This window comes from Oleiphilus sp. HI0132 (genome assembly GCF_001635845.1).
This window is the reverse complement of record NZ_LWGJ01001119.1, coordinates 1-13,283: the sequence shown is the minus strand read 5'-3', so window position 1 is coordinate 13,283 and position 13,283 is coordinate 1. Positions and strand designations below refer to the sequence as shown.

The window sequence follows — 13,283 nt, the reverse complement described above, 5'->3', positions numbered from 1 at the left end:
CTTTCTTTGTTAACGCAGAGTATTTCTAACGCTTCATTTGGAATTTATTTTCCTAAGTTTAGCGGCACCATTTATGAGCTACTTTCTGCACCTGTTTCATACTTCGAAGCCTTGCTTGGCTACGTGGGGGCCGCAGCAACGAAGTCGATCATACTTGCCTTGATTATTCTCGCAACGGCGAGCCTGTTTGTACCGCTACAAATAGCGCATCCGGTTTGGATGATGGTCTTCCTTGTGATGACGGCCATTACCTTCAGCTTGTTCGGTTTTATTATCGGCATCTGGGCCGATAACTTTGAGAAGCTTCAGGTGATTCCTTTACTGGTGATTACGCCTTTAGTGTTTTTGGGCGGTACTTTTTACTCTGTCAACATGCTGCCGCAGATCTGGCAGACCATCACTTTATTCAACCCTGTTTTGTATTTGGTAAGCGGCTTTCGCTGGAGCTTTTACGAGATTTCAGACGTCAGCATGGTAGCAAGTCTGGCGGCTATTAGTGGCTTTCTGCTTCTGTGTATTGTTGGCGTATGGTGGATATTTAGGACAGGGTATCAGTTGAAGAAATAGCTAAATGATTAGGGTCAGCGTCAAAAATGACTTTTTTCGCTGATCTTAATTTGATACATCTGTATTGGTGAAATAAAAACGAAGACAAAACTCCTCTGAAACCCGCATTCCTTGGTAGCCCAAAAACAGGGTTTGATGGAATTAAAACGAAGACAGTTGTAAGTTGTTGATAAATAATGTTGGTTGCCTATATTTTGAGTTTTTTCTTTGTGGCCTTATTCGTTCCTCTGTTTTCTGATTTTCAGCCCCTCATTTCTAGTGAATTATGATATCTTGATGTTTTTAGTCGCGGCGATTGATTCATAATGTTCTCAGTGTTTAGAAATAAGACGGACCTTCCGAGCAATCTTGAGTTCGAACAAATAATACTTGAACTCCCAGAAGAACAGCGCTCAATAGATAGAGATAAAACAGACCTGATTATCGGCGTACCACAGACCGAACATAATGGTTATAAAGTGTTGGACGGTATTCCCAGGGAATGTACTTCTGTTTCAATTTTGCTTGGAGGAAAAAGTCTTCATATTTTGGAAGCTCTTGTTAAGTCTGGCTTACCTCACCAGCTCCGTTCAATATGTATAGGTCACTGCGACTATACTCCTCCTGGATCTTCATTTAATTATGAAAAAGCTATAGAAATCTTGTCTGGAACTAGCTTTCCTCTTTTAGAGCATCTGTCACTAGGTATTGATGAATTGTATTGTAATCGTGATGGTTGGGCTCCAAGTTTACTTGGCGATTTAACCAGCTTACTTGAGAGTCTACATTCAGTCGAATCACTCGTTATTCATGGTAATTTTAGACTAGATAGGCCAATACTTTTCAAAAGACTGCGCAATCTTGAAATCATAACGAGTGATGGCGAACCGTTAACCTCTAAGACTCATGACAATCTATTGACGTCCGGTTTTAGCGTATTGGAAGATGCTTGGTTGAGCCTAGGGGGAAGTAATATTAGCAGCTACACTTTTCCAGATATTTTTATAAATGCAGAAAATCTGCCTCATATCAAAAGACTCGAGATCGATGGGATGTATAGCTGCGGCCAGCTAAAAAGGTTTAGAGAAAGCAAACTGTGCAACAAATCGGGTATCAAAGTTTTTAGTGAAGAGTTGGAAGAAAATCTTAATGATTCTAGCTGTTGACGTTGACTATAAAAACGATACGGGATTAATCGGTGGTGTTATTTTTGATGATTGGACTGATAAAGAACCGACGATTGAGGTTGTTAGCAAAGTTCAGTCTGTTGAAGATTACACTCCCGGTGAGTTTTATAAGCGAGAGCTGCCTTGTATTCTCGAACTAATAAATGAGCACTCGCTAAAACCAGATGTTATCGTTGTTGATGGGTATGTATTCTTAGATGGAGAGAAAAGACCTGGCCTTGGTAAACATCTTTATGATGCTTTAGGTGGTAGCATTCCGGTTGTCGGTGTCGCTAAAAATCGATTCAAGAGTATCGGTTCAAATTATGAAGTATACAGAGGTAAGAGCGACAAACCGCTGTATGTGACTGCGGCTGGATTGGATATTGAAATTGCTAAGCAACAAATAATAAACATGGATGGTGGTTTTCGCTTTCCGACGCTATTGAAACGTGTAGATAAGCTTTGTCGGGCTTGGGATAGTTCAAGCTGAACCTTAATAACGAAAAATATAATTTAGATATTTGATTCTTGGTTGAATCAAGAGAACTATTAATGAGTAAATTCAATTTATTTGGCCGCTTATCGGCCTCACCAACCAAACCAAAGGCACACTCCAAAGCTAAGTCTTTCGATGTTTCAGATTTGTATGATGGGCCTTTTGGTTCAGGTGAAAGTGACGCTCAAGAAACTAGCACGGGACTAGATGAAAAGCTTAGGCAGGCTTACTTTTGGATCGTTAATAACGCGATAATCAGTCCTCACTATGATATCGAATATAATGATCAGTCTCCGCAACAGTTTAGGGCGGGAGACAGTCACAGTACGCTAAACCTCCCAACTGAACAGTCTTACTCAAGCTTTATCTTATTGCCACTCCTCACGTTCGCTACTCAAAGTAAATGCCTTTTCATTGGCGGACCAGGCCGGGGTAAAACGGCTAGTGCAATCTTGATGGGTATCATGGGCGGTTATACGACAAAAGAAGTTAAACGAGCCATGCAACATGGCCATCCGCAGATGACAGTGGCTGATTTGCTGGGTAATCCCTTGCCATCGGATCTGGCCTCGGCCGAAGCGATCGAAGACATCCGCATATCGTGGCGGAAATGGCTTGGAATGCGCGTAAAAATAGTCGATGAATACAACCGTATCCCTACACGAACGCAAAGCGCTTTGCTGACTGTGATGGGAGACAACTACGCAGAACTCTACAACCAGGTCTTTGAATGTCCTGATGCGGCCTGGTATTTAACTGCAAATGATGATCAGGGTGGCGGAACCTACCAGGTGATCGAAGCCTTAAAAGATCGTATTGATGTCGTTGTCCAAGCTTTGTCATTTAACCCTAGATTTCTGAATCAGTTGCTTCTACGTATTGAAGAAGGTGTAAAGCCAGAAGATATGGTTCCACCTCAGATCATTTTCACCGAAGATGAGATCTCAGACATGTCGCTAGCGATACGCAATATCACAGTACCTGCAGGGATTCGGCGCAGAATAGAGTTCTTTACGAGTCACTTTGAGTATTCGGAGTATTCTGCCTCTCAGTTTGAATATAAAACAAAGGACACGTCACGATTATCAGGCGTCAAATCAAATGTGTTAGCGTCTATTGATAATGGTCGTGATCGTCTAAAAGATCTTGGTTGTCAGACCCTAAACGGAATCTCAGTTCGTTCTTTGATGTCACTACTACAGTTTGCTAAAGCTCTCGCGTTTTTTAGGGGTAATGACACGGTTGAGTTAAACGATGTAAGGCAAGTACTCCCATTCGTTTTTCATTCCCGGCTTTTTGCTGACATGGATTCACCGTTTTTCGAACTGTCTGAGAATACTTTTTATCGAAGCGATAAGATCGGCTGGTTGCGTCACCTCTTTGATTCTTCATGTAGGGAATTCGATAAACTTAACTTGGATAAGAATGACCCTGTAGAAGAGTTGTCGAATGAGTTTGAAGAAGGTCTTGATGGCTTAACTGCAAAGCAAGCTAAAAAACGAATCAATCGTATTGAGACGGAAATAGCGAAACTCGTAGAGGGCAAGAAAATGTATGGGCACATCTACGAGGATGTCGTAAAACTTAAATATTTGCATCAGCGCTATACGAACTATCTCAAGTGGCTTGAGTCATAGGGGCTTGTTCAATGAAGTCAGCGGCGCTCAAGGCATATTTCCAAGCTGAAAGAGACACTTGTAATCAAATGGTTGCGAGCGTCAGACATCAGTACCCAAATTTAAATCTAGATGACTTTAATTGGTTTTTGACCGAATGCTTAGATCCAGTAGTCCTGACCTTAGATGGTCAGAGTAACCAAATTACGTTTCATGTAGCTCATGCGGGTTTCAAGTATGGACTAGAACTGGCCAGTTTTAATTGGTTGAAATCAGAGTCTAAAAAAGCGCTGCTATTCAAAGTCTGGAATAGCCTATATCCAAAGGTTGATTCTCTTCTTACGGAAAGCCCGGGTGCACTATTTGCTGGAACAAGTAATTCGTTAAGCAATATTTTGGCTTTTGGTGAAGAGAAACCGAATGCCTGGCTTGATCTGATGATTAAGTCTTGTGATGTAATCAACTCAATCGAACAGTTCAAGATAACGGGCGTTGTTTGTGCTTGGTTGGCGGGATTGGCTCAGTACAGAGAAATAGCGCTGAACAAAATTAATGAGCTACCAGACGAAGTATCCAGAAAACTATTTAAGCTCTCTGACAGTCATGATCTCAATTTTCATTTTGACCAATTAAATGCGAGTAGATGGTTCAAACCTCAACACATAAAGGCCAGTACATCCGGCACGGAGATTCATGAAAAATACCGGGTTGGCCAATGCAGTATTGTTGGTGGGGATTTCCCCTTACCACCCAAGATCTTCGTTGAAGGTGACCAACTGTATGTTCTTTCTGACACGCATATTTGGAGACTCTATGCCGATTCATTTGGGGCGACACTCATTCCCAGCGAGAATCTACAACTTGAAGATCTAAAACAAATAGATCAACAGATAAGTTACAACCCAAAACTCATATCGCTCGGCCGTTTCAGCGACCTTACAGATATCAATTCGGTCGCACAACTTGACGATACACTCGTATTTACCTCGCCGGAGACTTTCTCAGTCATCATTACTGAGTGTTCGGGATCTGCGGTCTTGAATACAAGTAAAGGTCGCTCATCATGATAACCGACGAGTCGCTTTTAGAGCGTTGGCAGTCATCCTGGAGTGAAGCGCTTGCTTTGTGGAGTCGCTATACACAATTAAGAAACCCACTTTTATGTGAGACGCATCTAGAAGCTTCAAAACAGGGCTTATCTGGTAGCTTTGCCATGATCCGTTTGAATGATCAGGCTGTCGTAGTTGATTTAGAAGCGATCACCAAATACAAGCTTCAAGACTATGCAGTTGAAGTGCTTGCTCACGAGATTGGTCACCATATTCTTTCGCCAGCAACACTCACAGATCATGCCCGTATGATAGCGAGAATCCATGTCTGCCTTCCTACGTTAGAGAACCAGGCAGGTATGGTCGCCAACCTGTATTCAGACCTACTAATTAACAACCATCTCCAGCGTCAGTTTGGCCTCAGAATGGACGAGGTCTACAAGCGAATAGATCAAGGGGGATCGAATAGCCGAGTATGGCATCTTTACATGCGTATCTATGAGCATCTATGGCAGCTTAAATCGGGCTCTCTAGGAGGGCAGTCGGATTCTGATGCCATGGAGGGAGATGCATGGTTGGGTGCGAGAATTATAAAGGTCTATGCAGAGGATTGGCTTAAGGGGGCGTCTAGATTTGCGTCCCTCTTATTGCCTTACTTGGCTGAAGAAAAAAATACGGCAGATCAGATAGCCAAGTTAATGGATACAAAACATGCTGGAGCCGGGCAGTTTCCTTCCGGCTTGATCAATAAGGATCAGGGTGAAATGGATAATATTCACCCATCAATGGATCCAGATTTGATCGGCGATGCGAGCGCAAATGAGGCAGGAGCAAGGGAATCTAACCTAGGTGAAAGCTCACAATCAGATGGCAATGGCCAGTATCGTGAACCATTCGAGTATGGGGAAATTTTAAAATCCGCAGGTATCGACCTATCAGATCATCAAATCGCAGTGCGTTATTACCGTGAGCGCTCAATACCACATCTGGTTTCGTTTCCATCAAAGAGGCAGCTCGTGAAAACCGAACTTATTCCGGAAGGAACAACTCTTTGGGAACCGGGGGAGCCAATTGAAGATGTGGACTGGTTTAGCTCAATGTCCATGAGTCACAAGGTGATACCGGGTGTTACCACCGTTAAGCGAGAATGGGGATTTGACGAGGGTGCAGAGCCAGAGGTAGAACCTTGCGATTTAGATTTATATGTAGATTGCTCTGGCTCAATGCCAAACCCACAACAAAATACGTCATACACGACGATTGCTGGCGCTATTCTATGCTTGTCAGCACTGAGAGCCGGCGCTGCAGTTCAAGTCACTTTATGGAGTGGCGCAAGGCAGTTCAAAACCACCAATGGCTTTGTAAGGAACGAAGAGTTAATTCTCAATGTTTTGACTGACTACTTGGGCGGCGCAACAGCATTCCCGATACATATTCTAAGAAAGACCCACATAGAGAAACCAAGGACTAGAAACTCCCATATTGTGATTTTGTCGGATGATGGCGTCACAACACTTTTTGACACGGATGAAAAAGGTAACTCAGGCTGGGGTATATCTAAGCAGGCATTAGAGAATGCAAAGGGCGGCGGTACGATGGTGTTAAATTTACACTGGGATTATCCCTTGCCACCTAACAATAAATGGATGGCGGACCATGATGCCGCTTTAAAGCAAGCCGAGGCTCAACAAGGTTGGGATATATTCCCGGTGACGTCTTGGGAAGCGATGACTGATTTTGCTCGGGCATTTAGCAGAAAACACTATGAGGGAGCAGAATAATGACTCAACTCATAACTCGTAGCAATGGTAGTGCCGAAGGCCCCGATATCAACGTATTGCACCATCGGCTAACCGAGTTCCCTAAAGAATTGTTAAACCCTCAATTACCACCTTACTTTTATGCTCTAGTTCATGATGCTCTATATGATTTAAGCACCTCAGTGCGAGCATCAGAACTCACTCGTTTTAAACGGCCTTATGAGCAATGTGATTGGTATCGCGCAACGATGTTGATCGCGTATTTTTTAATGGATAACAGCTTTAAGGGCTTTAGGTTTGAACTGGCTCTTCTGTTGGATGCCTTTGAAAACACAGCTAAAGAACTGGCCCAAGCTGGAACCAACAAGGTATACATCAATGATGTTGATAGAAGAGAAGAGTTTATTCGAGTTGTACTGTCTTCCATAAACCTGCGACCAAAAGGAGAGACAAACAACCAAGCTGAAGATAGATTACAAGCGGTTAGCTCGCTGGAAAGAATGAAGGTTCTCAAAGCCGCGAAAGTAGCAGAGCAAAGAGCTCACGATCTTCGAGTTGCTTTAGCTAAACAAAAAGCCAAAGAAGCGGCTGACAAGATGACACGGGAATAATCATGCAAGCAGCGCCCTGGAATGATTATGAGCGTATGCCAAATTTAGACGAGTCTGGAAGTGCTCGTCTTAAGCACTTGGTTGATCAGCCTCATGCGCCAATATTCAGGAATCAATCAGGTCATCATCTGGCTCAACATGAGCTAGACGAATTAGGTCATTTTACCCGTGAAGAAACCAATCTTAATGCTTCAGCCTGCGCCGGCGAAAATAAATGGATCGATCCTTTTCTAGGAAAATGCCTTGAGAGTGTTCCTTTCTATAAACATTACGATAAAAGCGTCCAAAGATTCGAAGACTATCCAACAATTGATCGTTCAGATTTGAGTGTAAGTATCACTGATTTTGTGCCTGATCATTTGCCTCTTGATCGGATAATTGCTTATGAAACATCCGGTACAACTGGGCACGCGTTAACGATACCATCTCATCCCATCGTCGCAGCAAGATACAGCGCTTATCATAAGAAAGCTCTATTGTGGAATTACGTGGATACGGGAGAGTTCCGAAGTGATCTCGCTGTTATCTTGGCAGGGTTTCAAGAGAGTTGTTTCACTTATGCGTCTGTGTCTCCCTATCTGAACAATAAAGCGTTGTTGAAGTTAAATTTTCATCCAAACGATTGGGGTAGTCCTGATGATCGGGAGCTTTACATCGACCTCAACAAACCAGACCTTATCTCTGGCGACCCAATATCTTTGTCAGAACTTTCAATGATCCCGTTTAGGCATCGGCCGAAGGCAATACTCAGTACGTCAATGACTTTGTTGAAAGCAGTTCGGGATGATTTTGAATCTCGGTATAAGTGTCCGATCTTAGATTTATATTCTCTGAATGAGGTTGGGCCAGTAGGTTGCAGTGTGCCCGGCAAAGAAGGCTTTCGACTTCTTCAGTCAAAACTTCTAGTCGAGATCCTTGATGCCAATGGCAATCCGGTTGATTGCGGAGAAAGAGGGGAGATTGTTTTGACCGGTGGGTTTAACGATTATCTGCCGTTGATACGTTATCGCACCGGTGATTTTGGAAGACTCGAGCTTGAAGACGGGCATTGGTACATCAGAGATCTAGAAGGGCGGCCGCCGGTTCAGTATAAGACTAAAGATGGTGTATGGCTTAACAATGTTGATGTCACGCATATGCTACAGAAATTTCCATTATCTCAGTTTTCTTTGCATCAATATGCAGAAGGTACACTGACTATAACTTTGCCGAATGAGACGTATTCGGATTCAATTAAACAGTTATTGGAAACTAAGCTTGGCCAACAGGTTCAGATCAATCTGTTTGAGAAAGTAAGCAGCGATAAAAAAATAATTCAATATTCAAGTGATTTAAGGAACATATTTTGATTAGCTATTTGGAATGGTCTGCAAACGCAGTATTTGTTATCAGCGTCATATTGGCAGCGAGAAACAATGTAAACACGTGGTGGACTGGTATCATAGGCTGCGGCTTGTTTGCCGTTCTGTTCTATCAGGTCAATCTCTATGCAGACGTCACGCTGATGGTGTTCTTCATACTCACGAGCATCTATGGCTGGATGTATTGGGGGGCTAAAAAACAATTACACCCGATTCAGCGAACCAAAATGACAAATTTCGTTTCATTCATAGCAGCTGCAGTCTTAGCAACCTTAGCCTATGGATGGCTTTTGCATGAGATGACGGATGCGTACGCGCCATTTATCGATTCAATTGTTCTCATGTTTAGCGTTCTTGCGCAGTTTCTTTTGATGAAGAGAAGGCTAGAGACATGGGTTTGCTGGTTGATCGTAGATACCGTCGCTGTCCCGCTTTACTTCTCCCGAGAGCTTTATCTGACGGCGTTTGTGTACGGCTTGTTCTGGTGCAATGCGTGGTATGGGCTGTATTCGTGGATAAAAATATACAGGAGTGAAAATAAGGGAGAAAAGACTTGGCAACAAAGCCCTTTAAGCGCGGATTAGTCGTTGGAAAATTTTCACCTCTTCATAAAGGGCACGAGTATCTAATACAAAACGCATTTAATCAGTGTGAAGATGTTGTCGTCATCAGCTACTCAAGGCCTGAGTTTCCATCCTGCTCTGCCAAGATAAGAGAGCATTGGATAAAATCAGTTTTTCCATCCGCTAGCGTTCTGTGTGTTGATGCTGCCACGGTCGAGTCTTGGCGAGCTCATAGCGCTTGGAATCTTCCAATGCCCAGCAATAGTGAAGCTGACCATATGCATCGGCATTTCACCTATCGACTTCTTTCATACAAGTTTGGTTTGGAAGTTGATGCAGTCTTTACGAGTGAAGAATATGGGGATGGCTTCGCTCAATTTCTGAGTGATCCAGCGACTGGTTTTGGTTCTCCTGTCGAGCATGTTTGTGTCGACCTCAACAGGGAAACTTATCCGGTAAGTGGCTCACTTATGCGTTCTACTCGGAACCAAGACAATGGGCTAATCGATCAATCTGTCCAAGCTGACTTTAGCGTCCAAAAGATTGTTTTCCTAGGGGCTGAATCAACAGGTAAATCAAAGCTATCTCGGCTTCTCTCTGAACAATTTAATGAGCCGCTGGTTGAAGAATACGGCAGAGATTTATGGGAAGAAAAAAATGGCGACCTTACGCCAGAAGATCTGATAGATATTTGCATTACACAGACTCATAAAGAGGATCTCGCTCAGAGACAGGCGAGACGGTATATCTTTTGTGATACTTCTCCTGTTACAACGCTTTGCTATTCACATGCACTTTTTAAGCAGCGCTGTAATATAATAAGCGCTTTCGCTGAACGCCCATACCATCATGTATTTTTATGTGAGCCAGACTTTCCATTGGTCCAAGACGGCACCAGAAAAGATGAAGACTTCAGGTTCTGGCAGCACAGCTGGTATTTAGAAGAGCTAACGAAGTGCAACGTTGCATTTGAAATCTTAGGCGGTTCGTTGGAATCTAGAATGAACCGCGTCATCGAACTCCTGCCGGAGTAGCAGCATGGGCCTATTGTTTGTTGGTTATCTGGAAGCAGTTGTGCAGAAATATCGATTCGCATTTTGGAGTTAAACTCAAGAAATCGTTTGCCTTTAATTTTGAATAAAATGGAGAAGATTGAAGAAGTAAGCAATTTGTACGAGCGTTATATGCAGGAAGAAAATGAGATGCTAAAGGAATTGTTGCGCAAACAGCTATTATCAATGACTGAAACTGCATGCGAATATTCAGGAATGGTCGATGAAATCTTATCGAGAAAGGGAATTGCAAACGTTTAACTAAAAAACGAAGACAAAGCTAAATATTAGCTATTTATATATAAAACAATTGGATATGTGATTTTTCGGCTGAAAGTCCGCCAACTTTTGTCTTCGTTTTATTCAGCATGTCTTCGTTTTAATTCACTCGGTACAAGCTAAACACTCTCACCCGCAGCAACACCAGAAGCCCAGGCCCACTGAAAATTAAATCCGCCTAGCCAGCCAGTGACATCAAGCACTTCACCGATAAAATATAAGCCTGGCTGGGTTTTACACTCCATTGTTTTGGAAGCAATAACATCGGTGTCGACACCGCCCAAGGTGACTTCAGCGGTCCGGTAGCCTTCTGTTCCGGCGGGTTTTAGTGTCCAGTTGTTTAGGTGAGTGGCAATCGATCTAATGGTGCTGTCGGTAAATTCGCCCATCGGTTTTTCTGCTTCAGCTTTCCAAAATAGAGCTTGTAGTTCTAAACAAAAGGCTTTGGAGAAATGTTCAGACAATATATTCCTGAGAAGAGATTTTGGCTTCGATGACTTGAATTCAAGTAGTGTGGCTTCAACATCTAGATCAGGTAACAGGTTGATATGAATAAGGTCGCCTTGCTTCCAATAGTTGGAGCATTGTAGGGCAACAGGGCCGCTAATGCCGCGATGAGTGAACAGCATGTTCTCTCGAAATGTGGTGCCGTTGGTTTCCATTGTCACGTCAACCGCTAACCCTGATAAGCGTTCAGTAAGCGCTTTGGTTTGATCGGTGAAAATGAAAGGGACTAATCCCGCTGAACGTTCTTTGAGAGGCAGGTTAAATTGTTCGGCAATATCGTAGCCAAAGCCGCTTGAACCTAGTGTAGGAATGGATAGGCCACCGGTTGCGATCACCAAGGAACGGCACGTGAAAACACCGGCGTTAGAGCGAAGTATATAGCGCTGCTCATCACTTTCGTCTAGGGTTTCGATAAACTCCACCTGGCATTTGGTTTTGATCTCGACACCGGCGTCGCTGCACTCATCGAGTAGCATCTTCAGAATATCTTTTGCTGAATTATCGCAGAACAGCTCGCCATGAGAGCGTTCATGATAAGAGATGCCATGTTTATCGACCAGGCCGATGAAGTCCCATTGGGTGTAGCGCGCAAGGGCAGATTTTACAAAGTGAGGGTTGCTGCAAAGATAGTTGCTGGGCTCTACATAGTAGTTGGTAAAGTTGCAGCGGCCGCCGCCAGACATCAATATTTTCTTGCCGACTTTATTGCTGCTGTCGAGAACCAAAACGCGCTTGCCAAGTTGACCGGCTGTTAGTGCGCACATTAAACCTGAGGCACCCCCGCCAATAATAATGGAGTCAAAGTGAGGGTGTTTGCTCATTGTTTATATATTCGGGTTTTGTTCTTCGAGAAGATAGTTTTTAAAGTGATGTTCGCCATCTTGATCGACTTTCAGATACCAAACATGCTTGTCCCAGTCACCTAATACGATTCGTACAGCTGGTAAGCCGTTTGCTTCGACTTCGTGAATCATTGGGCGATGAGTATGCCCGTGTATCATGTGTTGAACCTTATGTGCTTCAAGTTCACGAATCACCTCTTCAGGCGTTACGTCCATGATCTCTGTGCTTTTATCCTGGTTATTCGCTTGGCTCATTGCTCGAAGTTGCTGAGCTGTGATTTTTCGCTCTTCAATCGGGCGCTTTAAGAAGGGAGCCAAGAAAGCGGGGTTACGAATGGTTGCTCTGAATTTCATGTAGCCGGTATCAGCAGTACAGAGGCTATCGCCATGCATAAGCAGTGTTGGTTCGCCTGCTACGTCGATAACACATGGATCATCAAGTAGGGTGGCGCCAGTTTCTTGTGCGAAAACATCGCCTACTAAAAAGTCACGATTACCGTGCATAAAGAAAAGTTGGCAACCTTGCTCACTGAGGGCTTTGAGGCGCTGTTTTACTTCAAGCTGAAGTTCGGTGTTTTCATCGTCACCAATCCAACTTTCGAAGAAATCACCAAGAATATAGAGCTTGTCAGCATCGTTTTGAATAGAGTCGAGGAATAAAAAGAAAGCCCTGATAATATCAGGGCGTGACTCTTCCAGATGCAGATCTGAAATAAAATAAGTGCTCATGACGAGGTCTTATTCACCATCTTCAGCTGCTTCACCTTCAAGAACGCTAGCTTCTTCAATGATCACGTCTTCAACTGGCACGTCTTGGTGGCCAGCTTTAGTCGTGGTCTTAACGCCTTTGATCTTATCGACAACGTCTTGACCTTCAACGACTTCACCAAATACTGCATAACCCCAGCCTTCCATTGTTTCAGCCGTATAGTCTAGGAACGTGTTGTCTTTAACATTGATAAAGAACTGTGCAGACGCTGAGTGAGGGTCCATAGTACGAGCCATGGCAACGGTGTAGTTCTTGTTGCTTAGACCATTGTTTGCTTCGTTCTTGATAGTTTCACGGGTAGTTTTCTGGTTCATGCCTGGCTCAAAACCACCACCTTGAATCATGAAGTTACTGATCACTCGGTGGAAGATAACACCGTTGTAAAAACCTTCTTTAACATACTGCTCGAAGTTTTTAGCAGTCACTGGCGCTTTTTCGAAATCTAACTTAAGTGTGATATCACCGTGGTTGGTTTTTAATAAGATCATGAGTCTTGGCTTTCCTGTTGATAATGTAGAAGAACTTGTTCAGGCGCATTGTATATAAATTGGCTTTGAATCGCTATGGCTTCGGTGATAGTTAAAAAACTGAAAAAATACTCAATTATTAATGACAAAATTGATCTGAGTTATTGCTCTAATTTATTAATCGCTTTATCGTTTA

14 protein-coding genes are annotated in these 13,283 nt (G+C 43.3%); 11 read left to right on the top strand and 3 right to left on the bottom strand.

The annotated features are described in order from the left end of the window. The 11 genes from A3766_RS14920 to A3766_RS29690 all read left to right on the top strand — a co-directional run. On the top strand, window positions 1–567 hold a 567-nt coding region (locus A3766_RS14920; RefSeq protein ID WP_068642449.1), incomplete at its 5' end, for an ABC transporter permease. A 305-nt stretch (window positions 568–872) separates the two neighbouring features. Continuing rightward, window positions 873–1,712, top strand: coding sequence for a hypothetical protein (locus A3766_RS14915; RefSeq protein WP_068506670.1), 840 nt, complete (start codon window positions 873–875; stop codon window positions 1,710–1,712). Then, the gene (locus A3766_RS14910) at window positions 1,696–2,205 is read left to right on the top strand and encodes an endonuclease V (RefSeq protein ID WP_068506668.1); all 510 of its coding nucleotides are present in this window, start codon (window positions 1,696–1,698) and stop codon (window positions 2,203–2,205) included. The genes A3766_RS14915 and A3766_RS14910 overlap by 17 nt, the downstream gene beginning before the upstream one ends. A 62-nt stretch (window positions 2,206–2,267) precedes the next feature. Next, on the top strand, window positions 2,268–3,848 hold the full coding sequence (locus tag A3766_RS14905) for an AAA family ATPase (protein ID WP_068566671.1): 1,581 nt from the start codon (window positions 2,268–2,270) through the stop codon (window positions 3,846–3,848). An 11-nt stretch (window positions 3,849–3,859) separates the two neighbouring features. Then, window positions 3,860–4,894 (top strand): hypothetical protein, encoded by a 1,035-nt coding sequence (locus tag A3766_RS14900; protein ID WP_068554091.1) that lies wholly within the window; start codon window positions 3,860–3,862, stop codon window positions 4,892–4,894. Further along, window positions 4,891–6,657 (top strand): hypothetical protein, encoded by a 1,767-nt coding sequence (locus tag A3766_RS14895; RefSeq protein WP_068554093.1) that lies wholly within the window; start codon window positions 4,891–4,893, stop codon window positions 6,655–6,657. The genes A3766_RS14900 and A3766_RS14895 overlap by 4 nt, the downstream gene beginning before the upstream one ends. Beyond that, window positions 6,657–7,247, top strand: coding sequence for a hypothetical protein (locus A3766_RS14890; RefSeq protein WP_068506657.1), 591 nt, complete (start codon window positions 6,657–6,659; stop codon window positions 7,245–7,247). Before A3766_RS14895 ends, A3766_RS14890 begins: the two co-directional genes overlap by 1 nt. A 2-nt stretch (window positions 7,248–7,249) precedes the next feature. After that, window positions 7,250–8,596 carry a hypothetical protein gene (locus A3766_RS14885; RefSeq protein WP_068506652.1) on the top strand — a complete coding sequence of 449 codons (1,347 nt, stop codon included), beginning with the start codon at window positions 7,250–7,252 and terminating at the stop codon, window positions 8,594–8,596. Next, the gene (pnuC, locus tag A3766_RS14880) at window positions 8,593–9,192 is read left to right on the top strand and encodes a nicotinamide riboside transporter PnuC (protein ID WP_082865337.1); all 600 of its coding nucleotides are present in this window, start codon (window positions 8,593–8,595) and stop codon (window positions 9,190–9,192) included. The genes A3766_RS14885 and pnuC overlap by 4 nt, the downstream gene beginning before the upstream one ends. Beyond that, window positions 9,162–10,205, top strand: coding sequence for an AAA family ATPase (locus A3766_RS14875; protein ID WP_068506650.1), 1,044 nt, complete (start codon window positions 9,162–9,164; stop codon window positions 10,203–10,205). The genes pnuC and A3766_RS14875 overlap by 31 nt, the downstream gene beginning before the upstream one ends. 87 nt (window positions 10,206–10,292) lie before the next feature. Beyond that, on the top strand, window positions 10,293–10,484 hold the full coding sequence (locus tag A3766_RS29690) for a hypothetical protein (protein WP_156495174.1): 192 nt from the start codon (window positions 10,293–10,295) through the stop codon (window positions 10,482–10,484). A 137-nt stretch (window positions 10,485–10,621) separates the two neighbouring features. Here the strand turns inward: A3766_RS29690 and A3766_RS14870 are convergent, their stop codons facing one another. From A3766_RS14870 to A3766_RS14860, 3 genes are read right to left on the bottom strand one after another with little or no spacing between them, the layout of a single operon-like run. Beyond that, complete coding sequence (locus A3766_RS14870; RefSeq protein WP_068554095.1) at window positions 10,622–11,830, bottom strand: NAD(P)/FAD-dependent oxidoreductase; 1,209 nt, start codon at window positions 11,828–11,830, stop codon at window positions 10,622–10,624. A gap of 3 nt (window positions 11,831–11,833) precedes the next feature. Next, window positions 11,834–12,580: a UDP-2,3-diacylglucosamine diphosphatase gene (locus A3766_RS14865; protein WP_068510342.1), complete on the bottom strand. Its 747-nt coding sequence runs from the start codon at window positions 12,578–12,580 to the stop codon at window positions 11,834–11,836. A 9-nt stretch (window positions 12,581–12,589) separates the two neighbouring features. Beyond that, window positions 12,590–13,108, bottom strand: a complete 519-nt coding sequence (locus A3766_RS14860; RefSeq protein WP_068510343.1) for a peptidylprolyl isomerase — start codon at window positions 13,106–13,108, stop codon at window positions 12,590–12,592. Window positions 13,109–13,283 lie beyond the last annotated feature (175 nt).

Excerpts from the sequence above, each read along its gene's own strand:
- A3766_RS14915 (WP_068506670.1), top strand. The coding sequence starts at position 873 with ATGTTCTCAGTGTTTAGAAATAAGACGGACCTTCCGAGCAATCTTGAG.
- A3766_RS14910 (WP_068506668.1), top strand. The coding sequence starts at position 1,696 with ATGATTCTAGCTGTTGACGTTGACTATAAAAACGATACGGGATTAATC.
- A3766_RS14905 (WP_068566671.1), top strand. The coding sequence starts at position 2,268 with ATGAGTAAATTCAATTTATTTGGCCGCTTATCGGCCTCACCAACCAAA.
- A3766_RS14900 (WP_068554091.1), top strand. The coding sequence starts at position 3,860 with ATGAAGTCAGCGGCGCTCAAGGCATATTTCCAAGCTGAAAGAGACACT.
- A3766_RS14895 (WP_068554093.1), top strand. The coding sequence starts at position 4,891 with ATGATAACCGACGAGTCGCTTTTAGAGCGTTGGCAGTCATCCTGGAGT.
- A3766_RS14890 (WP_068506657.1), top strand. The coding sequence starts at position 6,657 with ATGACTCAACTCATAACTCGTAGCAATGGTAGTGCCGAAGGCCCCGAT.
- A3766_RS14885 (WP_068506652.1), top strand. The coding sequence starts at position 7,250 with ATGCAAGCAGCGCCCTGGAATGATTATGAGCGTATGCCAAATTTAGAC.
- A3766_RS14870 (WP_068554095.1), bottom strand. The coding sequence starts at position 11,830 with ATGAGCAAACACCCTCACTTTGACTCCATTATTATTGGCGGGGGTGCC.
- A3766_RS14865 (WP_068510342.1), bottom strand. The coding sequence starts at position 12,580 with ATGAGCACTTATTTTATTTCAGATCTGCATCTGGAAGAGTCACGCCCT.
- A3766_RS14860 (WP_068510343.1), bottom strand. The coding sequence starts at position 13,108 with ATGATCTTATTAAAAACCAACCACGGTGATATCACACTTAAGTTAGAT.